This is a genomic window from Burkholderia sp. Ax-1724 (assembly GCF_011752995.1).
GTDB lineage: Bacteria > Pseudomonadota > Gammaproteobacteria > Burkholderiales > Burkholderiaceae > Paraburkholderia.
Genome location: NZ_VWWL01000009.1, coordinates 233,946 through 257,452 on the forward strand (window position 1 = coordinate 233,946; position 23,507 = coordinate 257,452).

Below are 23,507 nucleotides of genomic sequence, written 5' to 3' on the forward strand. Positions count from 1 at the left end.
GTTCTGATTCTCGCGATGTCGGCGGGATCGGGTGAGGCGCAAACGCCGGTGCAGGGGCACATGCAGACGCAGACGCAAAGCCCCAATGCCGCCGTCATCAGGAACTTCATGTTCATGCCGATGGCAATGACCGTCAAAGCCGGCTCGACGGTGACGTGGAAGAACCTCGACGGCGAGCCGCACACGGTCGTCAACGATGCGGGCATGTTCCGCTCGGCCGCGCTCGATCAGAACGACACCTATCAGTTCAGATTCGATAAACTCGGTATCTACAAGATATTTTGCGGCATCCATCCGAACATGAAGCAGACGATCACGGTGCAGTAAGCCGCATGGCGAACTGTATGCCACTCATGCGGTGTGCAGCTCGCTCAGGCGGCACAGCAGAATTCCGTAGCCGGTCAGATGCCCGAGATACACGCTCGTAAATACGCTGGACGCGGGCAGGTCCTCGCTCAATTGACGCAGGTCTTCCATGTGCAGCGGCGGCGCGGCGAGCGGCGCACGTTCGACGCGCAGGTCCGCCGCCTCGGCCAATTGCCGGTGCACGGCGACGAGCTGGCCGAGGCGCGCGAGAAACGCCTCGTGCCATGCCGCATCGAGCGCGGCGAACGGGGCATGGAACGTGTCCATGGTCTCGAGAAAATTGACGAGCGTATCGAAGGTCTCCTGATAGCACGCGAATACCGGCAGCCGCACCTCGTTGCGCTTCAGATGCGGCGACACCCAGGCCTGTTCGAGATCGGTTTTCAGCAACTGATGCGCCTGCTTGAGGTTCGTGCTCAGCGCGCGCAGCTTCGCCGCGGCCGGCTTGATCTGAGATTTTTCGAGCGTGCCGGCCGCGAGCTGCTCGACGATGCCGGTCGCCTGCTCGTTGCCGTCGTTGACGAGCGTATTCGCCCAGTAGCCGTGATCGGGCGGAAACGCGATCTGCTGGATGATGAAGCCGAGGAACATGCCGAGCACGACGCCGATTAGGCGCTGTTCGAGCAGCGGAATATGTTCGCCGGTATAGAGCACGAGCGTGATCGGCACCGTGATGCTGGTCATCTGGAACAGCGATGGCCGCAACGCCACGATGCCGAAGATCACGACCGGCAGCAGCGCCGCGCCGAGCCATAGATGTGGCGCGGTGAGCCAGATCAGCAGCGTGCCGATCGGCATCGCCACCACGTTGGAAAACACGCGCTTGTAGAAATAGCTTCGGGCAGCCGAAATCGAGCTGCCGAGCGCCAGCGTCAGCATCGTCGAACCGGCGAGCGGCACGGCCGCATCGGGATAGCCGAGCAGATAGGGGATGCCGAAGCCGATCCACAGCCCGAGCGTGAGCTTCGCGTACTTGGCGGTTTCGGACAGCGAAAAGCGCGCGAAGGCGCGGCGAAAAGGCGTCAGAGGTTTGTGCTGATACACGTTGGACATGATTGGCATGCTGAGCGATGACGTTATGCGTTTCGCAACCCGCGTTCGCGAAACGCGTGAACGAGAACTTACCATTACACGCGGACTATTTCGGGAATCCGGTGCCGCGGCAAGTTCGGTGGAGGCCTCGCGCCGCATGTGGCGCGTGTCTCGGCAAAAGCCCGTTTCAAGCGGTGGCCTTGCATCGTGCGCTGTCCACGGGGCAGGCGTAGTTGTTGCATCGGTGACAGCCACCGCTCTGGCGTGTTTCGCGGAACCCTTGTCGCATCTGGCGTAGCGGCCGGGGGCGGCGACGCGCCTACCTGCCGCGTTGCAGCTTTTACCTGCCTTGTTGCCGTTTGGCATGGCGATGGGCGGCCTGATTTTCAAACGCGATTGAGGCTCGACAAGGACGCGGCAAAAGCGCAACGTCAGACTGTTGTGGCCCACAGGCGAGAGGACTACATTCATCGAACAGTGCGTGCAACGGCGGCGCGCAAGCGCGGCTCGCGGCCACTGGTCAGCCCGAAGTAGCACGTACCCGGAGCGTATTGCAATGGCTACCGATCACGATCCTATTCGCGTGCGTGATTCCGCAACCGACGACCCACATAGCGACTTCGACCTCGACGGTTCGTACCGGACGGATGTTGTGCCGCGGCGTTTCAGCCGCCTCGCGCTCTGCGTCGCGGCGGCAGTCGCGCTGACTTTCGGCGTGTTGGGCACCATCGCCTATGGCGTCTGGTTCGATCAGGACCAGCAGGTGTATGCGCAGGCCATCGCCGGGGCGCGTGCGGCGCTCGGTTCGCCGAAGCCGGGCGGGGCTGCTGCTGCGACAGCGACGGTGAGCGTCGCGCATGAAGCCGAGGCGTCTCGCGCGCAACCGGCCGCGTCCGTTGATACGCGCGAAGCCGCCAACGAGCATGGCAATGATCCGGGCGGGTGGTCGGGGCAGATCAGGCAGAGTCCTCCGCCTGTTGCGGGGGCTGCCCCTGCGGTGCAGCTGGCAGGCACGTTGTCTGATTCCGTAGCTGATGCATCGGCTGATCCGCCCGTTGCTACGGCTACCTCTTCTGCTCCATCCACGCCCCTTCGCGCCGCGAAGGCCGCCGATTCCACGGCGCAGCCCGCGTCCGGCCGTGAGTCGAAAGAAACGCGACTCGCGCAGCAGGGAAGGCATGCGTCGTCGAACGCGAAGCACAAGGACGGCCTGTTTGCGCGCGTGGGCAGTTTCTTTCGACGCGTAAGTTATCGTCAACATGGCAACGGACGACAACAAGACATTTACTCGCATCCTTGAGTGGGTTGCCGCCGTGCGAGCCGGCCCGCGCGGCGCCGTTCGCACGCGGATAGGGATGCGCCGCTGGCGGCCCGGACCGGCGAGCGTCGCCGTGGCCGCGCTGCTGTGTCTGCTGTTCGGCGTGCTGTATCTCGCGACGCAGATCCGCACGGTCTTCTCCGATCAATTCAAGCAGGAGTACGCGGGCCTCGTGCTCGAAGCGACCGAGCACGCCGACAGCGCGCGCGAACAACTGGCCGTGTGGCAGCGCATGTCCGGTGTGAGCCGCGACGCCGCCTACCAGCAAGGCTATCGCGCGGCGCGCGGCGAATTCGCGCGGCGTCTTGCCTCGCTGGCGGCGCTCGTCGACGCGAGCCCGTCGCCGGCACCGCCGCTTCCGTCCACGCTCGCGGCGGATGCGCCGCCCGAAACTACGGTGGCGCAGCTCGGCGACGTGTATGCGTTCTGGCACGCGCAACGCGAGGCGTCGAGCGCCGACGTGCGGCTACGCGCGACGCACGTCTCGCGCACGCTGATCGTGCTCGCCACGCTGCTGTTCTGCATGCTGATTACCGCGCTCGGCATGTATGCGAAGCGCAACCGGCAACTCGCAGGGCAATCGCACGAGTTCGAGCATGCGTCGCTGCATGATCCGCTGACGGGCTTGCCGAACCGCCGCATGCTGCTTACCGCGCTCGACGATGCCGCTGACGGCGCGCGGACCGCGATCGCAGAGCGGCGGGTCGCGCTGCTCTATATCGATCTCGACGGCTTCAAACAGGTCAACGACTCGTTCGGGCATCGCACCGGCGACGCATTCCTCGTCGACGTGTCGGCGCGGTTCCGCGCATCGGTGCGCAAGAGCGACCTTGTCGCACGGATCGGCGGCGACGAGTTCGCGGTGCTGGTGCGCGAGTTCGTGAACGAAACGCAACTGGTCGAGATCGCGCGCCGGCTGATCGCCTGCGTGGTCCGCGCCGACGAGGAAATGGGTGTCGGCCCCGTGCGCGCGAGCATCGGCATCGCGAGCTTTCCCGACGACGTCGACGATCCGCGCCACCTGGTCGCCGCAGCCGATGCCGCGATGTATCGGGTCAAGCGCGACGGCAAGGACGGTTATGCGTTCGCGGCGCCGACGGGGGTGGTGGAGCGGGAGGGGTGAGGGATTCGATAAAGTTCAATGGATTAGCTACGGCGTTTAGCCCGTTTTGATCGAATAGAGATCGCGCAGAAATTCATTTTGTTGACTTCTAAGCACATAGCGGTAGCGTGCTGCCATAACATCATATAGTTCTATATGGCTGCGTTGCGCCCGTTCCTTTGGTGACGGATATTCAATCTTAATCGCCAGATCGCAAGCCTTTGCGGCGTTATTCTGTATCCGCATATAACGGATCAATTCGGCCTTGTTCATGCTAAACACACGTCACCGCTCCTCGTTCATCCACCCCGTCAACTTCTCGCGCGCATTCAGCTCAATGAACGACGGCCGCGCGCGCATCCCGCGGATATAGCTCGCGAGATGCGGCCAGTCCGTCGCCGGCCGCGGCATGTTGCGCGTCCAGCGCATCAGCACGACCGCGAGCAGGTCGGCGGTGCTGAGCCTGTCGCCGGTTAAATACGCGTGTTCCGCTCCGCCGAAGTGCGCATCGAGCCGTTCGCAAGCCTCCTCGATGCGGCGCCGCGCGAGCGCGCGCACCGCGTCGGCACCGCCGGCGTCGCCGTCCTTGTCGGCGTAGAACCAGTCGCGCATCGCGGGCAGCAGCGTGTTCGCGAGGTAGATCATCCACTCGATCCATGCGGCGCGTTGCGTCGAACCCACCGCCGGCGCGAGCGCGGCGTCGGGGTGCCGCTCGGCGAGCAGCATCAGCAGCGCGGCCGATTCATGGCGCGGCGTGCCGTCGACGATCAGTGTCGGCACCCGCCCGGCGGGATTGAGGCGCAGATAGTCCGGATCACGCTGCTGGCCCGCGCCGAAATCGACGAGGCGCGTCTCGAACGGCACGCCCAGTTCGATCAGCATCCAGTGCACGGCCATGCTGGCCGTGCCGGGCGAACAGTAGAGAACGTAGGACATGTCAATGCGCCGACGCGTGCGTCTGCTCGGCGCCGCGCGGCTGCGTCACCGCGCTCACGATCACGAACACGATCACGTTGACCACCAGCGCGAGGATGCCGATGTTGACGTCCTTCAGCGCATCGGGCAGGAACGGCATCAACTGGCCGACGCTCCAGTGCAGCAGCGTGGTCAGCGTGACCACCGCGACGCCGGCCACGATGCCGCAGAACGCGCCTTGCCTGGTCGCGCGGTTGTGCGGCCGCAGGCTGCAGATCATGGCCGGGAACAGCTGCGTGACGAAGTTGTAGCCCATCAGCAGCAGCGCGACGATCGTCGCGCCGCCGTGCAGCGTGAAGCCGACCGCGACGAGCGCCACGATCGGCACGAGCACGCGGGCGATCATGGCGACGGTCGCATCCGATGCGCCGCGGTTCAGCATGCCGCGATAGACGTCGTTGGCGAGCAGCGTCGAGGCCGAGGTCAGGATCATCGAGCCCGGCACGAGCGCGGTCAGAATGCCGGCCGCGCCGATCACGCCGACGAACCACGGGTCGAACGTTTGCAGCGAGAGGCGGAACAGCGACAGGTCGATGTCGGCGCCGGTCAGGCCCGGCACGCGCAGCGTCGCCGCGAAGCCGACGAAGAACACGAACAGCAGGATCAGCTGATAGAGCGGCAGCACTGCTGCATTGCGGCGAAAGATGCGCTCGTCCTTCGCCGTGTAGATCGAGCCGAACGTGTGCGGCCACATGAAGAAGCCGAGCGCGGCCAGCAGCACGGTCGACTGGAACCACACCACGCTCGAGCCGCGCGCCGGGAACGACAGGAAGCCGGGGCGGGCGGCGTCGATCGCGCGGAACATGTCGGAGAAGCCGCCGTAGTAGTGCAGCGGCAGATAGATGCCGAGGAACAGCACGATCGCCAGAATCAGCAGGTCTTTGGCGACCGAGTTCCACGCGGAGCCGCGTACGCCCGACACGGTCACGTAGGCCGTGACCACGCAGGCGCCGATCCAGACCGCCGCCGTCGACGAAATCGCGCCGTACGAAACCGTCGCGACGATGATGCCGAGCCCCTTCAGCTGCAGCACGAGGTACGGAATCAGCGCGGCCACGCCGACCAGCGCGACGAGCGTGCCGAGCGCCGGGCTGTCGTATTTGCACGTGAAGAAGTGCGGCTGCGAGACGAGACGGTGGATCTTCGCGTAGCGCCAGATCGGCGGCAGCACCCAGTACGAGATGATGTAGGCGAGCGTGCCGTAGGCGAGGATGTAGTAGACCGGCGCGCCTTTGCCATAGGCGAAGCCGCTGCCGCCGAGGAACGTGAAGGTCGTGTAGATTTCGCCGGCCATCAGCAGGAACACGAACGCGGTGCCGAAGCTGCGGCCGCCCACGCTCCACTGCTCGAGGCTCATGTCGTGGCCGCGCCGCGCGCATACCCCGAGGAACAGCGCGCCGAGCGTGACGGCCGCGATGATGACGAGTGCACTCATGGGCGAACCTCCTCGGCGTCGGCGGCAAGCTGGCGGTTGGACGGATCGAGGCGGTAGACGATCGCCATGATGATCGCACTCAACACCACCCACATGACGATCCAGGCCAGCACGAACGGCATGCCGAGCACGAGCGGCTCGACACGATTGACAAACGCAACGCCGACCAGGATGCCGATGAACGGCAACGCGGCAAGTACACGAAGCAGCATGTGGGCAACTCCTCGAACGAAGGGGTAGATGTCGTTGAAAGTACGGCTGCGTTGACGACTTTATGCCTGATACTTTGGTCCCGTAAAGGGCTTCAAAATAAATGTCAGTTTTCCGAAAGTTGCGGATGCATCTTTCCGGTGCGATTGCTGCACCGCAAGGCGGAGCGCGGCCCGGCGTGCCGCTCGCGAGCGGGACTCGCCGTGCGCTGTCGCGGGGCACGGGGTGCGCGGTTTTTTGCGGCCTGGCTGGCGCGGCGCGATATCATCTGCCAGCAATGCAGCATGGTCCGGGCCGCGGTTCGTCGCAGCAGTTCGTGGGGTCCGCGCCCCGGGTTCATCAACAGGGCACGGCGTCTGCCGACGCGGCCCGCTACGGACACACATATGGTCGAAAGCCTGATCTCCGACATTCTGTTTGGCTTTACCGGCTTGATCAGCATCATCAATCCGATCGGCGGCGCTTTTGTTTTTCTCGACCGGACCGCCTCGCTGACCACCGAGGAGCGCAGCGTGCTCGCCCGCAAGATCGCGATCAACGCGAGCGTCGTGCTGCTGGTGGCGTTTTTCATCGGTACGCCGATCCTGCATTTCTTCGGCATTTCGATGGAGGCGCTGCGCATCGGCGGCGGCCTCGCGCTCGCGGTGGGCGGCTGGCAGATGCTCAATGCGCCGGACACGCAGCCGGCCGAGCAGACCGGCGTGAAGCGCGTCGATGCGGAGAATGCGATGTCGCGCGCCTTCTTCCCGCTGACCGTGCCGCTCACCACCGGGCCCGGCTCGATCGCGACGGCCATCGCACTGACAGCGAACCGCACGCACAAGCTCTCGGCGTTCGTGATGTCGGGCATCGCCTCGGTGGCGATTTCGCTCGCGGTGGCCGTGACCGTCTATCTGGTCTATAGCCGCGCGGTGGTGTTCGCGCGCTACCTCGGCGTGGAAGGCACGAAGGTCGCGTTGAGAGTGTCGGCGTTCCTGCTGCTGTGCATCGGCGTGCAGATCATCCTGACCGGCGTGTCCGAATTCCTGATTCCGATCGCGACGATGCCGCCGGTGGCGAGATGAAAAGCGCGAACACGTTTATTACGTTGCCTATACCGCGCGCAGTCAAGCTTCACGGCAGGCTTTGATGAAGGTTGCGAGCGTTGCGCGATGCAGGTACGAAATCGAGACTGGATTCGGGGCGGCGAAAGGCGAGTAAGGCCTTGACCGGCATGAGGTGTGTGACTTGGCCCCTGATTAACTTTCAGCGCTATTTATACCTATAACGCCGGTGCCGCAAATTCGGGCACCGGCAATGTTCGCTAACAGGTCCGGTTTACCTGTGCTCGGTATTCGCGGTTTCCGCCGCCTGCTTGAGTTCCTCATTGGCCTGGACGAGCAGATCGCGAGCCCTTTGGGCGTGCCCGCCGAGGTCCCATTCGTTCGCTCTTTGAGCATCGTCGATCCGCCTGTTGGCCTGGTCAACGAGATGCTGGGCGGCACGCAGGTTGGGATGCCTGTCGCCGACGTTGTGCGGCGGGGTCTGAGCGTAGGCAGCGGCACAGCACAAGACAGCGTTTGCAAGAATGGCGTTCGAGATAAAGCGCTTCATGGTTTTCTCCTGTGATGGAACAAATTCATATGCCAGGTATTTTTGCCGGCGAGCATACGTTCACACGAAATTTTTACTATTCTGTAATCGCCATTGATATTAATTAACTACATTCCATCCTCGCCACATCATTCTTTTCTGTCAAGGAAAAGATAATTTATGTTTTTATAATTCCAGTTTTGATTAAAGAAAATATTTTTAAATCCAGTCGCTGATTTTTTGTAATTTCAAGGTCCATCTACCCGGCCATGACGACCTTCGCGCTGGCGCTATTCGGCGTGCCGACCTCGGAAGCCTTCAGCCCGTTGCGCACGGATTCGTGCAAACCGTCGTCGGTGAAAACACGGATTTCGCTTGATCGGCCGGATCGCCGATTCGGCGCGTTCATGGGGTCGGTTTGTGCGACGAAGGCCCAACTCGCCGCACTGGCAAACTAGCGTGTGAGCAGCATCGAGCCAAGCACCGAGAACGCCGTCGCGGGCAGTTCGGCGAGCCGGCTGATGACGACGTTACGCGGATAGAAATCTTCGACCGCATCGGTCAGCACGCCGATGCCGACCAGTTCGATGCCGCGCTTGCCGATCGCCGCGACGCGTTCGCGCAGATCGCTGCGCAAGACCTGCGGATCGCCGTCGCCGGTCGACGGGTAGCCGTCGGAGAACACCATCAGGATGCGGCGCGCGGCCGGGTGATCGGCGAGCCGCGTCGCGGCCCATGCGAGCGCCTCGCCGTCCGGGTTCTCGTGCCCGCAGTCGATTTCGGCGAGGCCGCTCAGATCGGTCGCGCCGAAGTGCTTGTAGACCTTCAGATCGAGCCGCTCGACGAAGCGGTTATAGCGCCGCAAATCGGCGCCGGCCGCGAGCTGGCGCTCGTAGAGCTGCTTCATCGGCGCCGATTCGAGCGAGCAGTAGCCGAGCACTTCGCAATCGAACGACAACTGCGTGAGCGCATCGCATAGGGCGCTCGCGCAGAGGCGCGCAAGTTCGATCTTGCGGCCGGCCATCGAACCGCTGCGGTCGATCAACAAGGTCACCGCGACGTCGCGCCCCTTGGCCGCGCGCTGCGTGCGAAACGGCGTGCGATAACCGGGCGACGTCGCGAGCTTCGCGAGCGCCGTGCGGTCGATCTCGCCGCGCTCCTGTTCGCAGCGCCAGCGGATGCGCTCGTCGGCGGACAGCGCGCGCTCGAGCTTGTCCTTGAGCGGCGCGGTGTCGGCACGCGCCTGGGCGCGCAGCGCGCGCCATGCCGCGCTGTCGCCCTGGCCGGTCACGTCGGCGATCACGTCGAATTCGGTGGCGAGCGGAAGCGACAGCAGCATGCGTGCGGCGGCCGCCGAGGCCGCGCTTGCCGCGGCTTCGGTGCGCGTGGCGAGCGCCTGCGCATCGGCGGGCGACTGGCCCATGCCGACCGCGTCGTCGGCCTGCGCGCCGCCGCCGCGCTCCGCCGGCGGCGTGGCGGCGGCGTGATCGGGCCGCAGATCATCGTCCTCGCTGAACGGTGCCGACGAAGCGGGCACGGTATCGGTGTCGATGTCTTCGATGGGATCGGCCGTGAACATCATGCTGTTCGCCTCGCCGGCCGACAATGCCCGCACGCGCGCGACGAGATCGTGCGCGACCGCGATGCTGCGCGCGGTTGAACCGCTCGCGCGGGCTTCGTGCAGCAAATCCTGCGACGCGTGCAATGCCGCCAGCAGCGAACGAACCGCCTCGGTGCGGGTCGGTGCTTCGTCCCACAATGTGCGCTCGACGAGCCACGCGAGCCGGTCGCGCCAATGCAGCTTCGGCCAGCGTTGCCGCACACGTTCGGCCGTATGCGCGCGCAATGCGCCGATGAACCAGCGCGCGCCCGGATATTCGTCGAGCAGTTGCGCGCAGACGCGACGATCGTCGATCACCTGCGCGAGCTTTGCCGTGATGCCTTGCGGCAGCGCATCGAGTTGCGCGAGCGACGCATGTTTGGCGCGCGCGACGAGCAGATCGAGATAGCCGATCAATACATCGCGCTCGACACCGCCATCGCGTTCGTAATCGGGAATCACGATGCGGCCGGGTTCGACGCGCGGCCCATCGGGACTGAACACGACGGTCACGCCGTATTGCCCGGTCAGCACGCGCGCGACCTTGCCGAGCGTCGATTCGAATGCGAAGCCCTGTGCGTTGCGCGAGGTGGGGGCGGGGTGCCGTGCGTTCATCCGTGCCGTTCTTCCGTATCGCTTCCGCTCCCGGCGCTCAAACAGCCGGCGCGATGTGATGACGGACGATGCCGCGAATCAGCGCGGCATCCTCGGGCGTTACCTTCGCGTAAATGGCCGGACCCGCCGCGCGCTCCGGATCGCCGGTGCGCAGCATCAGTTCGGCCCAGTCGAGCAGCCGGCGCGTCGAGAAGGCGCTCGACAGGTCTTCGCGCGCGAACGCGGCGCGGCAGTCGGCGGCGATCGCGGCAAGCGTGACGGCGAGCGCGCGCGTCATATACGGCGCGAGCGTGCGCAGCAGCACGTCGGTTTCCTCGGCTGGCGTCAGATAGTCGAGCAGGTAGACGCGCCAGCGATCGAGAAAGGCCTCGTTCATCAGATTCGCGCCTTGGTACAGATGGCGGAACTGGCTCATCGCGCCGACCGCGTTCGCGGTCGCGAAGAGGCGGAACGCCGGATGCGGGGCGACGATCTCGTTGCCTTTCTCCTTCAGCACGAGACGGCCTTGCGGTTCGAGCACGGCGGTCAGCGCGGCGAGAATCGACGGTTCGGCGAAGTCGATTTCATCGACGATCAGCCACAGGCCCTCGCGCATCGCCGTGGGCAGCACGCCGTCGACCCACAGGGTCTCGCCGCCCTTGACGGTCCAGAAGCCGACGAAATCGCCGACCGTCGTCTGTCCGTTCATGTTCGAGCGCAGCACGCCGTGCCGCGCCCGCGCGGCAACCTGTTCGATGAGGCTCGTCTTGCCCGCGCCCGTGTGGCCGATCAGCATCACGCGGCGGTTCTCGACGATGTCGGCCACGATGTCGTTAAAGCGCGCCGAAAACAGATAGGCGGGATTCATGCGCGGCACGAGCGGGTGGGGCATGCCGCAAGGGACGTCGACGTCGCCGAAGCGCACGGTGCCGTGCGCTTCGGCCTGCGTTGCTGCGTCGGCTTCCCCGGACCCGCGCGACTGCTCCGCCAGCCTCTTCGCGCTGGCCCGCTGCAACTCCGGCATGAAGGCGACGCGCGCCCGCGCATCGGGATCGTTGCCGGCCGCGCCGCTGTCGATCGCAAAACCCTCGCGGCGCCACTTCTTCTGCTTGGCCCGCAGATTTTCCGCATCGACGACGAGATCGATATCGACCCCGCCCGCGCCGTTCCCGTCGTCGACACCGTGTTCGAGGCGATAGGTCTCGGGCCGGTCGGCCACGCTCACGCGCCACCATTCGGCGCCGGTCTGCGTCGCGCGCCGATAGAGGCCGAGGTTTTCGTCCTTGTTTCCGTCTTCGCTTTCAGGCAGGTCGGGCATGCTCATGGCAAAAAAATGTCGAATGACAAACGATGTTTTGATTTGGCTCGGGCCGGTTTGCCGACTATCTTATCTTGGGCGGCTTTCGAACGCCTGCGTGTCGCGAATCCGTCCGGTTCTTCCGCTTTCAATACCCAGGCTTTCCGCCGCGAGAGTGCGCCCGTCGTTGAGTGCGCGTGTGCATGTGCGTGTATGAGCGAGCCGAGCTGCGAGGAACGGGTATTGCTTGCCTTCGTCGCGCGCGAGATCGCGATCTGGCGAAGTGCGTACGCGGCAGTGGATATCGCCGCAACGGGGCCGCATGGATGGGAAACCCAGGACGAGGCATGCACATGGCAAGACACAAGGCCGACGTGGCTGACGACGACTTCGAGATTTACGCCAGCTATCATGGAACCGGCGACGGACGTTACATAGGTGGACTGAAGGTCGTCAGAAAGGCTGACCGGAAAGTGCTGTTTCCATTCGACGGCGCGCCGCAGATCGGCCCCTACGCGACCGCCGACGAAGCGCGGCGAGCGGCGATCGACTACGGCCGCGAGATCGTCGCGGCGGATCGCGCGTCGCCGGAGAGTTGAGCGGTTGAGCGACGGGGGCGTGCAATCAGGGCGACCCGCCACGCAACGGCCCATGTTGGCGGCCATGTGAATGCGTGCAGATTCACGCATATCGGCGCATCATCGGTGAGCTTCGCCGCGATTTTTCATACGTGTGCTCCCGTGCGTGAGTTTTCGCGCGCTGTCCCCGGCATGCTTTTGCGCATGTTCCCACGCGAGCTTCCACGTCGATCCCATGCGCCGGTACGCGCGAGCGCCGCGCCGTGCGTTCCGGCTGTCCTCCGAATTGCCGAACAAGGAGCGTCCCATGCAAAACGATCCCGCCCTCGATCAGCTGTGCATCAACACGATCCGCACGCTGTCGATGGACGCCGTGCAGAAAGCCAATTCCGGCCACCCCGGTACGCCGATGGCATTGGCGCCGGTCGCGTACCAGTTGTGGCAACACCATCTGCGCTACGACCCGGACGAACCGTTGTGGCCGAATCGCGACCGCTTCGTGCTGTCGGTCGGGCATGCGTCGATGCTGCTGTATTCGCTGCTGCATCTGGCCAACGTGAAGGCCGTCGACGAGCACGGCCAGCCCACCGGCGGGCCGGCCGTATCGCTCGACGACATCGAGCATTTCCGCCAGCTCGGCAGCAGGACGCCGGGCCACCCCGAGTACCGCATGACCACCGGCGTCGAGACGACCACGGGACCGCTCGGCCAGGGGCTCGGCAACAGCGTCGGCATGGCGATGGCCGCGCGCTGGTACGAGAACCGTTTCAACAAGACCGACGCGCCGCTGTTCGATTACCGCGTCTACGCGCTATGCGGCGACGGCGACATGATGGAAGGCATCTCGCACGAAGCGGCCTCGCTCGCGGGGCATCTGAAGCTGTCGAACCTGATCTGGATTTACGACAGCAATCGCGTGACGATCGAAGGCCATACGGACCTCGCGTATAGCGACGACGTCGAGAGCCGTTTTCGCGGCTATCGCTGGCACACGCTGCACGTCGACGATGCGAACGACACGGCCGCGCTCGAAGCGGCGCTCGTCGAGGCGAAGAGCGTGCAGGACCGGCCGACGCTGATCGTGGTGCATAGCCTGATCGGCTGGGGCGCGCCGCATAAGCAGGACACGGCGGCCGCGCACGGCGAACCGCTCGGCGTCGAAGAAGTCGCGCTCGCGAAGCAAGCCTACGGCTGGCCCGAGGATAAATTCTTCTACGTGCCGGATGGCGTGCACGAACGCTTTGCGCAAGGTTTCGGCGCGCGCGGCAAGGCGGCGCGCGAGCAATGGCAGACGCAATACGAAACCTATAAGAAGACGTATCCGGACCTCGCGCGCGAATTCGCGCAGATCGAAGCACATGAATTGCCGCAGGGCTGGGACAGCGACATCCCGAGTTTCGAGGCCGACGCGAAGGGCATCGCCACGCGCGAATCGTCGGGCAAGGTGCTCAATGCGATTGCCGCGCGCGTGCCGTGGCTGCTCGGCGGCGCGGCGGATCTTTCCCCGTCGACGAAAACCAACCTCAAATTCGAGGGCGCGGGCAGTTTCGAAGCGGACGACTATGGCGGCCGCAATCTGCACTTCGGCATTCGCGAGCACGCGATGGGCGCGATCGTGAACGGCCTCGCGCTATCGAATCTGCGGCCGTACGGCTCGACGTTCCTGATTTTCAGCGACTACATGAAGCCGCCGATTCGGCTCTCGGCGATCATGGAAGTGCCGGCCATCTATGTGTTCACGCACGATTCGATCGGCGTCGGCGAGGACGGTCCGACGCATCAGCCGATCGAGCAGCTTGCGTCGTTGCGCGGCGTGCCGGGACTCACGGTGCTGCGCCCCGCCGATGCGAACGAGGCGGCCGAGGCGTGGCGCGTTGCGCTCGCGCATCCGCTCAGGCCGTCGTGTCTGGTTCTGACGCGCCAGCCGCTGCCGACGCTCGACCGCCAGCGCTATGCGGCCGCGAGCGGCGTGCAGCACGGTGCCTATGTACTCGCCGATGCCCCCGCCGGCGAGAAGCCCGCGGTGATTCTGATGGCGAGCGGCAGCGAAGTCTCGATCTGCGTCGACGTGTACGAGAAGCTCAAGGGCGAGGGCATCGCGGCGCGCGTGGTGTCGATGCCGTCGTGGGACATCTTCGAGCGCGAGGACCAGGCGTATCGGGAGTCGGTGCTGCCCGCCGATGTCGAAGCACGCGTTGCGGTCGAGCAGGCCGCGGCGCTCGGCTGGGATCGCTACACGGGACGGCTCGGCGCGCAGGTCGTCATGCATACGTTCGGTGCATCGGCGCCGCTGGCCGATCTGAAGAAGAAATTCGGCTTTACGCCGGAGCGGGTGTATGAGGCGGCGAAGCAGCAGATCGAGAGGGTAAGGGTCGGTGCGTAGCAGCGCACCGACCAGGCCCAGCAATTTCTGGCCGGGCCGTTATTGAGATTCACCGTTGACCGAGCGTGCTATAAGGTGCCATTTTTTCAGGTACCCGGCAGCGCGTTGCACGCTGACGGTACGGTGGAGATTCGATGAAACGGATAGTCTGGTGTACTGCATGTGTGCTGGCATTCCTCGGCGCGTCGGTAGCCGGCGGTTGGTGGCTGGGAGAACTTCTCTCGCCGTTTTCCTTTGACATGCCGTATTGGCTCGATGTCACTATTCGGGCCGGTATGCACCTGGTGGGCGTACCCGACCCGCTTGATCCGGATGACATCGAGACAATCGGCCTTTTTCTGTTATTCCTCACGTACTGCATCGTCGTCGCGGTCGTATTGTCGAGTGCGCTTTTTATGTTGAAACGGCATCTGAAGAAGCATCGTACCGGCTAATCAATTCGCCGGAATCGTCACCATCGGCGCCTTACTGCTCGTATCGGCTTCCGCGAGCGCCATCAGATTCCGTACGACCGTGAACGCGTATTTCGAATCGAAATGCAAGATTTACATGAACCCGAAGCGCCCGATGTGGCGTGTGCGATCTATGCGGCACCGTGTACCGTGTTCACGATGCGTTAACAGCGTTCATGCTGTTGTCGTCGCGAGTGCCATCGAGCGTGCTGCGATACGCGCGCGACTGCATCTCCGCCAGCCGGCTCAGCGTGCGCGACAGATCATGCGCGCCTTCGAGCCCGACGAGCGCCGACTCGATCGGTTGATCTGAAGCGATGAACAGCGCGCGCTTGCGATCGTAGACGATGTCGATAAGCCACACGAGCCGCTGCAACGTATGCGACTGCGCAAGCGCGGCCGTATCCAGATTGTCGACGATGATCCCTTGCCATTGCCCGGCGAGATCGAGGTAGTCGAGGTGCGAACGGCTTGCCACGCAGAGCGGCTCGAAGTCCGCCCACAGCAGTGCATTGCCCGCGGCGCGCGCGGCAAGCGGCCGGCCCGCCGCGCTGAGCGTGACCGGTTCGATACGCGCGTCGCGTTCATGATGCGCGAAGATAGCGCGCAGCGCCGCATGGCTCGCCGCGTCGAGCGGCGCAAAGAAACGCGGCACCTCTGCCGCTTCGCCGCCGAAGCGATAATCGCGCGCGCCATCGAAATGGATGACGGTGAAGCAGCGCTTGATCTGCGCGATGGTCGGCAGGAAACGCTCGTGAAACTCGGGGTCGGGCAGCAGATCGTCGGGGGCGTAGTTCGACGTGAGCACGATGCGTGTGCCGAGGCCGATTGCGGTATCGAGAAAGCGGCCCATCAGGAAGGCATCGGCAATGTCGTGTACGTGGAATTCGTCGAAGCACAGCAACTCGATGCCGTCGAGCCATTGCCGTGAGACATCGCCGAGACGGTCGTCGCTGCGCGGCGCATTGACGAGCCGCCGGTTCATCTCGCGCAGAAATTCGTGGAAGTGCAGACGCCGTTTGCGGCACGGCGCGAGTTCGAACACCGTATCGACGACGAGGCTTTTGCCGCGTCCGGGCAGCCCGTGGCAATAGACGCCTTGCGAGGCAAATGCGGACGAAGACCATGCACGCCGAGCCTGCTGCTGTGCGTCGAGCAGTGCCGCGAGCGCGCCGATTGCTTCGCGCTGGCGCGTATCGGGCGTGATGTCGCGAGCGTCGAGCGCGCGCGTGATGCGGGTTTCGTCAAGCATCGGCGCACGTGATTAACGGAGTCACGCCGAACGTCTTGGCTTCAGTCTGGAGAAATTGCGGCATGTGAGGGCAGGGACGTAGTGGCTTGCAACAGGCGGCATGCAGTAAGCACATGCAATGCGCGCGTTATTTTAACAGCCGCCTCCCGATGCCTGCCCCCTGCGATGCGTCGAACTTCGCATGGTCTCTCATTGCGCACGGTTCCCACATAACGCGACAAACCGCGAGAAACAGGCGGTGTTGCTCGCGGCAAGTTTCGTTCGCTCCGTTCAAGCAATACCCTCAGCCCGTTTCTATGCGCGGTTGCGGCGCATCGAGCGGTTCATGACCGAAGCGCTCGTATTGCGAAATCACCTGCGCGCCAAACAGCAGCAGCGTGGCGAGCCATTCGAAGCTCAGCAGGATCACGATCGCCATCGTCAGCGACCCATAGACGAGGCTCACCTGCGAGAGCGTGGCGAAATACCAGACCAGCACGTGCCGCGTGATTTCCCACAATACGCCCGCTACGACGCCGCCGATCAGCGCGTGTTTGATCGAAGGACGCCCGACCGGCATCACGAGATAGATCGAGGTCAGCACGAAGATTTCGCCGGCGAGCCCGAGCACGTACAGCACGATGCGCGAGAAGCCCGCGAGCGGCACGTGCAGGCCGAGCAGTTCGATCCCTTCCGCGCCGATCGTTTCGAGCGCGCTCGACACGCACGTCACGATCAACAGGCCGATGCCGAGACACAGGATGTAGCAGTAAGGCAGCAGCGCCGAGATCAGAAAGTGCCGCCGCTTCACGACGACACGATGCACGAAGATCAGCGACATCGCGTTTTCGAGCACGGTAAACGCGAGCGAACTGAAGAAGATCATCGTGAGCAGCAGTACCCAGCCGATCACTGTGCGATGCTCGAGAAAATTGGCAAGCTCGCGCACGAGCGCATTCGACTGTCCCGGCACGAGCCAGCGCAACAGATGGCCGAGTGCATCGAGCACGAGCGGCTGCGGCACCACGCGCGAGAGCACGATGACGACCAGGATCAGCAGCGGCACGATCGACAGCAGCGCGTAATACGCCACCGCGCCCGCCAGCAGCAGCCCCTGGTTCGCGCGAAAGGCTTTCAGCGTCTGCAACACGAAACGGCCGGGATGTTTGGCGATATACAGCGCATGCTGGTCGAGAAAAAGCGGCATGAAGTCTCGCGATACGGACCGGGGCCGCCGGGTGGCGGCCGCTCCCGGCACGTCTGTTTGCTTTATATACCGTAAGCGGAATATCGTAAGCAGGACCGCGACCCCATGCGCGGCCGCGCCCCGGGAATACAGCTTGCTTATCGCCGTACCGGGCCGGATACCTGTCCGCATATATGAGCCGGCCTATCGTGCGGGATAACCCGCAGAGCGCAAACCCCTAACATGTCGAGCATTTTTTTATCGGCGGCGTCGCTTATGCTGTGGTTATGACCGCTTTATCGATGTGCGCCGCCAAGAGCGCAAGCGGCTTATAAACGACATCCCCTCAATCCGTTTTTAAAACGACATCGTGCCGGGCCCTTGAGCGGGGCGGTCGCACGAGGACAGTGCGTTCGAACGATGGCGCGCATGCGTCTGTCGCGAGCCGTGTCATTTAAACGCCGTAGTGAATTGGCAAGCTGAACCGCATTCCTCGCGGGTATGCGGGCGCGCCGCGTTGGTCGCGGCGTTTGAACGGGGTTAACGGCGAATACAACGATTGCGCAAGGGAGACGGGAGCAGATATTGCCGTGTGGGGCAATGCCCGTCAGAGCGGAATGGAATAAGGCAAGTAAAAATGACGTTCAACGACAGCGTGGATAGCAACGACGACGTACTCGTGTGGCGGCCGATCCGCTACGCGATGGCCGCGCATCGTCGCGTGCTGGTGGTCGACGACTACCGCGAAGCGGCCGAGGCGTTGCAGATGCTGCTGATCGCCGACGGCTTCGACTGCCGCGCGCTCGATGATCCGTTTGCCGTCTGCGACATGGCGCGCGAATGGCAGCCGTTCGCGGTGGTGCTCGACATCAAGATGCCGGGGCTCGACGGGCTCGAACTCGCGCGCCGGCTGCGCGCTCATTCCCAGACTTCACATATGTTGCTGGTTGCGTGTACGGCATTTGCGTCACGCGAAGACCGCGCGCGCGCGAAAGCCGCCGGCTTCGATGCCCATTGCGCGAAGCCGTTGACGCCCGAGCGTCTGCTGCGCGTGCTCGAATCGGCGGCGGCGCTGCATGTGGCCGGGCCATTGTGAAAGAACGGTTCCGATGAGTTTCCGATTGATCTCCGCTTGATACGGGGCCGCTTTGCCGCGCTCTCGTACCGCCTAGACGTTTGACATTTGTCACGCCCGCAGGAGCTTGCGTGAAGCCCGCAACGGGGCTAGCGAACGGCATGGCAGATCAGGCATGGTTTCAGGTCTGTAAATTGCTGCATGAGCGGGCCGGCTGCGCGGCGTGACTAAATGGCCGCATCGCCGTTCGACCGCCGACGCTGGAATAGCGGCGAAGCCATACGCAACGAATACCAACGCCGCGACAATGTCCCTCGCGTCCACAGGAACCGCTCCTATGTCAAACCCGGCTCACTACTCGACGCGCATTTCGGAAGGCACGCCGTTTCCGCTCGGCGCGACATGGAACGGCAGCGGCGTCAATTTCGCGCTGTTCTCGGCGCATGCGACGAAAGTCGAACTATGCCTGTTCGATGAAACGGGGCAGCACGAAATCGAGCGCATCGAACTGCCCGAGTACACCGACGAGGTATGGCACGTGTTCGTGCCGAATCTGAAACCGGGCGCGGTCTATGGGTATCGCGTGCATGGTCCTTACGAGCCGGAGAACGGCCATCGCTTCAATCCGAACAAGCTGCTGCTCGATCCGTATGCGAAAGCGCACATCGGCGAACTGAAGTGGGCGCCGGAGATTTTCGGCTATACGCTCGACTCGCCGGACGGCGACCTTTCGTTCGACGAACGCGATAGCGCCGCCTTCGTGCCGAAATGCAAGGTGGTCGACGCCAACTTCTCGTGGACGCATCCCGAGCGCAACGCGTTGCCGTGGGAGCGCGTGATTCTTTACGAAACCCACGTGCGCGGCTTGACGAAGCGTCATCCGCAAGTGCCCGAGCATTTGCGCGGCACGTTCGCGGCGCTCGGGCAGCAGGCCGTGCTCGACTACATTCGCGGCCTCGGCGTGACGTCGGTCGAACTGCTGCCGGTCCAGACCTTCGTCAACGACAGCTATCTGCTCGATAAAGGTTTGACGAACTACTGGGGCTACAACACGATCGGCTTCTTCGCGGCCGACCCGCGTTACTTCGCATCGTCGAACGATTCGGTCGGCGAGTTCAAGGAGATGGTCGACCGTTTCCATCAGGCCGACCTCGAAGTGATTCTCGACGTGGTCTACAACCACACGGCCGAAGGCAACGAACGCGGCCCGACGATCTCGTTCAAGGGCATCGACAACGCGTCGTACTACCGTCTGCTGCCCGACGAGGCGCGCTACTACATCAACGATACCGGCACCGGCAACACGCTAAACCTGTCGCATCCGCGCGTGCTGCAGATGGTCACCGACAGCCTGCGCTACTGGGTCACGGAAATGAAGGTCGACGGCTTCCGTTTCGATCTCGCGACGATTCTCGGCCGAGAGACGCATGGCTTCGACGAAGGCGGCGGCTTTCTCGACAGTTGCCGCCAGGACCCGGTGCTCTCCAGCGTGCGGCTGATTGCCGAGCCGTGGGATTGCGGTCCGGGCGGCTATCAGGTGGGCGGTTTTCCGCCGGGCTGGGCCGAATGGAACGACCGCTTTCGCGACACCGTGCGCGAGTACTGGAAAGGCGACGAAGGCAAGGCCGCCGATCTCGCGACACGGCTCACCGCATCGGGCGACAAATTCAATCATCGCGGCCGGCGGCCGTGGGCCAGCGTGAACTTCATCGCCGCGCACGACGGTTTCACGCTCAACGACCTCGTCTCCTACAACGATAAACATAACGAAGCAAATGGTGAAGACAACAAGGACGGCCACTCGGACAATAAATCCTGGAACATGGGCGTCGAAGGACCGACCGACGACGCCGACATCCGCCAGCAGCGCGAGCGCCAGAAACGCAATCTGCTTGCGACCTTGCTGCTGTCGCAAGGCACGCCGATGCTTCTCGCGGGCGACGAATTCGGCCGCACGCAGCGCGGCAACAACAACGCGTATTGCCAGGACAACGAGATCAGCTGGGTCGATTGGAATGCGATCGACGACGATGGCCGCGCGCTGACCGAATTCGTGCGCAATCTGACCACGCTGCGGCATCGTTTGCCGGTGCTGCGGCGCGGCCGCTTTCTCACCGGCGAGTACAACGAAGCGCTCGACGTGACCGATACGCGCTGGCTGTCGCCCGACGGCACCGACATCGCGCACGAGCAGTGGGACGATCCGCAGATGCGCTGCTTCGGCCTCGTGATCGACGGCCGCGCGCAGGCGAGCGGCATTCGCCGCCTCGCTTCCGATGCGACCTTGCTGCTCGTCCTGAACGCGCATCACGACGTGGTCAATTTCACGCTGCCCGAGATTCCCGAAGGCGAACACTGGACCTGTCTCGTCGATACGAACATGCCGGTGCGGGCGGAACTGCCGCAATTCCGCGCGGGCGACGCCTATCAGGTGACGGGCCGCTCGCTGCTGCTGTTCGCGCTCGAAGCGCCGAGCCGCGCGACGCAGCGCGTGTTCGACCGGCTTGAAGAACAGCTCACGTCCGATGAGGGCGCGTCGGCCGCACCGGGTGCCTGACGCTTCGCCGCGTCGCTTGCGCTTGCGGGAGCCGTGCGATGGAGCAGGTGAGCGTTCGGCAAGTAGCAATCCGTGTGCCTGAGCGTGTGCCTGAGCCATCGCCAGACATGGGCCCGAACCGCGAACCCGATCACGCTGCCGACGCGCTTGGGACAAAACGGGGAAGTGCGGTAAATTCCGGAGTAAAACGAATTAGCGAGCGAACAGCAATACGCGAACCGCACCATGCGAATAGCAGGGCGCGAACTGAGGTGCAATGCTTTCTCTCGTCGTATGTCATTTTCATGGAGTGACTGACCGTGCAGCGTGCGGAACGTGTCGCAGTCGATTTTCCGATGCCTTCGCGCAACTTCGCGGCGACGCGGCGCATGCTGCTGATCGTGCTCGCCGTGTCGATCGTGTTTCCGCTCGTCTGTCTCGCCGGCTATGGCTATTTCGATTACGAGCGCCGCATTGCCGATGCCGACGACGTGATCGACCGGCTCGTGCGCGTGACCGAAGAGCAGGCCGTCAAGGTGCTGGACCTGAACCGGCAGATGGCCTCGCGCATCGTCGATCTGCTCGGCAATTCCGACGACACGCAAATCCGCGCGCAGCAAGCCGGATTGCATGGGCGCTTGCGCGATATCGGCGGCGATTTTCCGCAAGTGTCGTCGATTGCGCTGGTCGGCGTGAACGGCGATCTGCTCGTATCGAGCCTCGCGTATCCGGCGCCGGCGATGTCGATCGGCCAACGCGACGACTTTCTCGCCGCGAAGGCGATGCGCCCGCAACCGTATTTTTCGCTGCCGATGTACAGCACGCTCTCGAAGACCGACGTGTTCACGACCGCGATCGGCCGCTCGGACACGAACGGCCAGTTTCTCGGCGTGGTCACGGTGGCGTTGCGCAACGCGTACTTCTCGCGCTTCTACCAGGAACTGACCGACGGCGACCCGGCGCTCGCGCTCGGCCTGTATCGCCAGGACGGCAATCTGCTCGTGCGTTATCCGGCGTGGCCGGCCGGCGTCCGCCAACCGATCCACACCGCGTTTACCGCGGCGTTGCGCGACAAGCAGCTGTTCGGCCACGTGCGTCTGACTTCGACCGCCGACGGCATCGAGCGGCTGGTCGCGTTTCGCCGCGTCGGCGACTATCCGCTCTACGTGCTGAGCGCGTACGCGACGTCGTCGATCATGGCCGCATGGCGCAGCCACTTTCTGACCATCGCCGCACTCACGGCCGTGCCGTGCATTGCGATCTGGCTGCTCGTGGTCTATTCGCTGCGTCAGCTCGAAGGCGAGCGCCGTGCGTGGGAGCGCTGGCAGGGCGAGGTCGCGATGCGGCTTTCCGCCGAAGCGTCGAGCCGGCAACTGCTGCGCATGGGCGCGCTCGGCAACCTGGTTGCAAATATCGCGCACGATTTCAACAATCTGCTGATGGTGGTCTCGGCGAACACCGAGCTGGCGCGGCTCAAGCATTTCAACGATGTCGGGAAGGAAGTGCATGCGGTCGCACGCGCGACCGCAGCCGCCGAATCGTTGACGCGGCGTTTGCTGAGCGTCGCGCGCAAGCAACCGCTCAAGCAGGAGCCGGTCGATCTCGTGCACTGGCTGCCCGCGGCCGCACCGCTGATCGACGCGGCACTCGGCGACACGATCGAGTTTTCGCTCAGGATGCCTGATAACCTGTGGCAGGTGCTGGCCGATCCCACCGACCTCGAATTCGCGATCATGAATCTCGCGGTGAACGCGTCCGATGCGATGCCGCATGGCGGGCGCTTCGTGATCCGCTGTCAGAACAATCGGCTCGTCGGCAGCGACACGCTGCTGCCCGACGGCGAATATGTGCTGATTACCTGCTCCGACGATGGTGAGGGCATGCCCGACGCGGTCGCGCGGCGCGCGTTCGAACCGCTTTTCACGACCAAGCTGCGCGGCTCGGGCACGGGGCTCGGGCTCGCGCAGGTGCTGTCGATGTGCGAGCAGGCGGGCGGCACCGCGAAGATCGACAGCGTGCCGGGCAGCGGCACGGCGGTGCGGCTCTATCTGCCGCGCTATCGCGAGCGTGGCGCAGCGGCCGCGAGCGCCGATGCGCAGCAGCCAGCATTGATGCCCGCCGGCGCCGTGCTGCTCGTCGAGGACAACGAGGACGTTGCGGCGGGCGTGACTGCGGTGCTCGAAACCTTCGGCTGCGAGGTGCGCCACGAACCGACCGCCGATCAGGCGCTCGACGTGCTGAGCGGCGGCGCCCGCTTCGAACTCGTGCTGTCCGACATCCAGATGCCGGGCAAGCTCAACGGCATCGACCTCGCAGAGAGAGTCCGCAGCGCGTGGCCGTCGCAGAAGATCGCACTGATGACCGGTTACGCCGACGAACTCGAACGCGCGCGCCGGCTTGGCGTGGCGATTCTCGCGAAGCCCTTCGATATCGACGAGCTGCATGCGTTGGTGGCGTGCGGGGCGTAGCGGGTTGTATCGGTGCCGGCTGCGCTATATGCTGGCGATAATTTCCTGAAAATTCGATATTCCATCTTTGATAAATTCTACGGAAATCCGAATTTTA

At 64.0% G+C, this 23,507-nt stretch carries 21 protein-coding genes; 11 read left to right on the forward strand and 10 right to left on the reverse strand.

The window, feature by feature from the left end; all coding sequences use genetic code 11:
• Window positions 1-60 precede the first annotated feature (60 nt).
• Window positions 61-327, forward strand: a complete 267-nt coding sequence (locus F3J19_RS12990; RefSeq protein ID WP_240158928.1) for a plastocyanin/azurin family copper-binding protein — start codon at window positions 61-63, stop codon at window positions 325-327.
• Window positions 328-351: 24 nt separating this feature from the next.
• Here the strand turns inward: F3J19_RS12990 and F3J19_RS12995 are convergent, their stop codons facing one another.
• Complete coding sequence (locus F3J19_RS12995; protein WP_167041816.1) at window positions 352-1,419, reverse strand: FUSC family protein; 1,068 nt, start codon at window positions 1,417-1,419, stop codon at window positions 352-354.
• A gap of 535 nt (window positions 1,420-1,954) precedes the next feature.
• On the opposite strand from F3J19_RS12995, the gene F3J19_RS13000 reads away from it, so the two are divergent.
• Together F3J19_RS13000 and F3J19_RS13005 are read left to right on the forward strand one after the other, a co-directional pair.
• Window positions 1,955-2,698, forward strand: a complete 744-nt coding sequence (locus F3J19_RS13000; RefSeq protein ID WP_167041819.1) for a hypothetical protein — start codon at window positions 1,955-1,957, stop codon at window positions 2,696-2,698.
• 55 nt (window positions 2,699-2,753) lie between these two features.
• Entirely contained in the window at window positions 2,754-3,839 is a 1,086-nt protein-coding gene (locus F3J19_RS13005) for a GGDEF domain-containing protein (protein WP_240158917.1), read from the forward strand.
• A gap of 36 nt (window positions 3,840-3,875) precedes the next feature.
• Here the strand turns inward: F3J19_RS13005 and F3J19_RS13010 are convergent, their stop codons facing one another.
• The 4 genes from F3J19_RS13010 to F3J19_RS13025 are packed head-to-tail and all read right to left on the reverse strand — an operon-like array spanning window position 3,876 to window position 6,440.
• Window positions 3,876-4,091, reverse strand: a complete 216-nt coding sequence (locus tag F3J19_RS13010) for a hypothetical protein (protein ID WP_167041825.1) — start codon at window positions 4,089-4,091, stop codon at window positions 3,876-3,878.
• 12 nt (window positions 4,092-4,103) lie between these two features.
• Complete coding sequence (locus F3J19_RS13015) at window positions 4,104-4,754, reverse strand: glutathione S-transferase family protein (protein WP_167041828.1); 651 nt, start codon at window positions 4,752-4,754, stop codon at window positions 4,104-4,106.
• A gap of 1 nt (window position 4,755) precedes the next feature.
• Window positions 4,756-6,228: a sodium:solute symporter gene (locus tag F3J19_RS13020; protein WP_167041830.1), complete on the reverse strand. Its 1,473-nt coding sequence runs from the start codon at window positions 6,226-6,228 to the stop codon at window positions 4,756-4,758.
• Window positions 6,225-6,440 (reverse strand): DUF3311 domain-containing protein, encoded by a 216-nt coding sequence (locus F3J19_RS13025; RefSeq protein WP_167041833.1) that lies wholly within the window; start codon window positions 6,438-6,440, stop codon window positions 6,225-6,227. Before F3J19_RS13025 ends, F3J19_RS13020 begins: the two co-directional genes overlap by 4 nt.
• Window positions 6,441-6,824: 384 nt before the next feature.
• Here F3J19_RS13025 and F3J19_RS13030 point away from each other — a divergent pair, with 384 nt between their 5' ends.
• A complete protein-coding gene (locus F3J19_RS13030) occupies window positions 6,825-7,502 on the forward strand; it encodes a MarC family protein (protein ID WP_167041836.1) in 678 nt (225 codons plus the stop codon).
• Window positions 7,503-7,755: 253 nt separating this feature from the next.
• On the opposite strand, the gene F3J19_RS13035 is transcribed toward F3J19_RS13030, so the two are convergent.
• Window positions 7,756-8,031 (reverse strand): hypothetical protein, encoded by a 276-nt coding sequence (locus F3J19_RS13035; protein WP_167041839.1) that lies wholly within the window; start codon window positions 8,029-8,031, stop codon window positions 7,756-7,758.
• 248 nt (window positions 8,032-8,279) lie between these two features.
• Between F3J19_RS13035 and F3J19_RS13040 the strand changes: the two genes are divergently transcribed.
• Window positions 8,280-8,468, forward strand: a complete 189-nt coding sequence (locus F3J19_RS13040; protein WP_167041842.1) for a hypothetical protein — start codon at window positions 8,280-8,282, stop codon at window positions 8,466-8,468.
• On the opposite strand, the gene F3J19_RS13045 is transcribed toward F3J19_RS13040, so the two are convergent.
• Both F3J19_RS13045 and F3J19_RS13050 read right to left on the reverse strand, forming a co-directional pair.
• Window positions 8,465-10,225 carry a cobalamin biosynthesis protein CobT gene (locus F3J19_RS13045; RefSeq protein ID WP_167041845.1) on the reverse strand — a complete coding sequence of 587 codons (1,761 nt, stop codon included), beginning with the start codon at window positions 10,223-10,225 and terminating at the stop codon, window positions 8,465-8,467. The genes F3J19_RS13040 and F3J19_RS13045 overlap by 4 nt on opposite strands.
• A gap of 37 nt (window positions 10,226-10,262) precedes the next feature.
• The gene (locus tag F3J19_RS13050) at window positions 10,263-11,528 is read right to left on the reverse strand and encodes an AAA family ATPase (RefSeq protein WP_167041848.1); all 1,266 of its coding nucleotides are present in this window, start codon (window positions 11,526-11,528) and stop codon (window positions 10,263-10,265) included.
• A gap of 326 nt (window positions 11,529-11,854) precedes the next feature.
• Between F3J19_RS13050 and F3J19_RS13055 the strand changes: the two genes are divergently transcribed.
• From F3J19_RS13055 to F3J19_RS13065, 3 genes are all read left to right on the forward strand, one after another.
• Window positions 11,855-12,100, forward strand: a complete 246-nt coding sequence (locus F3J19_RS13055; RefSeq protein ID WP_167041851.1) for a DUF6723 family protein — start codon at window positions 11,855-11,857, stop codon at window positions 12,098-12,100.
• Between the two features lie 286 nt (window positions 12,101-12,386).
• Window positions 12,387-14,462 (forward strand): transketolase, encoded by a 2,076-nt coding sequence (gene tkt / locus F3J19_RS13060; RefSeq protein WP_167041854.1) that lies wholly within the window; start codon window positions 12,387-12,389, stop codon window positions 14,460-14,462.
• Between the two features lie 134 nt (window positions 14,463-14,596).
• A complete protein-coding gene (locus tag F3J19_RS13065) occupies window positions 14,597-14,896 on the forward strand; it encodes a hypothetical protein (protein WP_167041857.1) in 300 nt (99 codons plus the stop codon).
• A gap of 172 nt (window positions 14,897-15,068) precedes the next feature.
• Here the strand turns inward: F3J19_RS13065 and zapE are convergent, their stop codons facing one another.
• Both zapE and F3J19_RS13075 read right to left on the reverse strand, forming a co-directional pair.
• Entirely contained in the window at window positions 15,069-16,166 is a 1,098-nt protein-coding gene (gene zapE, locus F3J19_RS13070) for a cell division protein ZapE (protein ID WP_167041860.1), read from the reverse strand.
• A 283-nt stretch (window positions 16,167-16,449) separates the two neighbouring features.
• Window positions 16,450-17,352 carry a YihY/virulence factor BrkB family protein gene (locus tag F3J19_RS13075; RefSeq protein ID WP_167041863.1) on the reverse strand — a complete coding sequence of 301 codons (903 nt, stop codon included), beginning with the start codon at window positions 17,350-17,352 and terminating at the stop codon, window positions 16,450-16,452.
• Window positions 17,353-17,968: 616 nt separating this feature from the next.
• Here F3J19_RS13075 and F3J19_RS13080 point away from each other — a divergent pair.
• From F3J19_RS13080 to F3J19_RS13090, 3 genes are all read left to right on the forward strand, one after another.
• Window positions 17,969-18,427, forward strand: a complete 459-nt coding sequence (locus F3J19_RS13080) for a response regulator (protein ID WP_167041866.1) — start codon at window positions 17,969-17,971, stop codon at window positions 18,425-18,427.
• A 316-nt stretch (window positions 18,428-18,743) separates the two neighbouring features.
• A complete protein-coding gene (gene glgX, locus F3J19_RS13085; protein ID WP_167041869.1) occupies window positions 18,744-20,963 on the forward strand; it encodes a glycogen debranching protein GlgX in 2,220 nt (739 codons plus the stop codon).
• Window positions 20,964-21,262: 299 nt separating this feature from the next.
• Window positions 21,263-23,410, forward strand: coding sequence for an ATP-binding protein (locus F3J19_RS13090; protein WP_345891030.1), 2,148 nt, complete (start codon window positions 21,263-21,265; stop codon window positions 23,408-23,410).
• Window positions 23,411-23,507 lie beyond the last annotated feature (97 nt).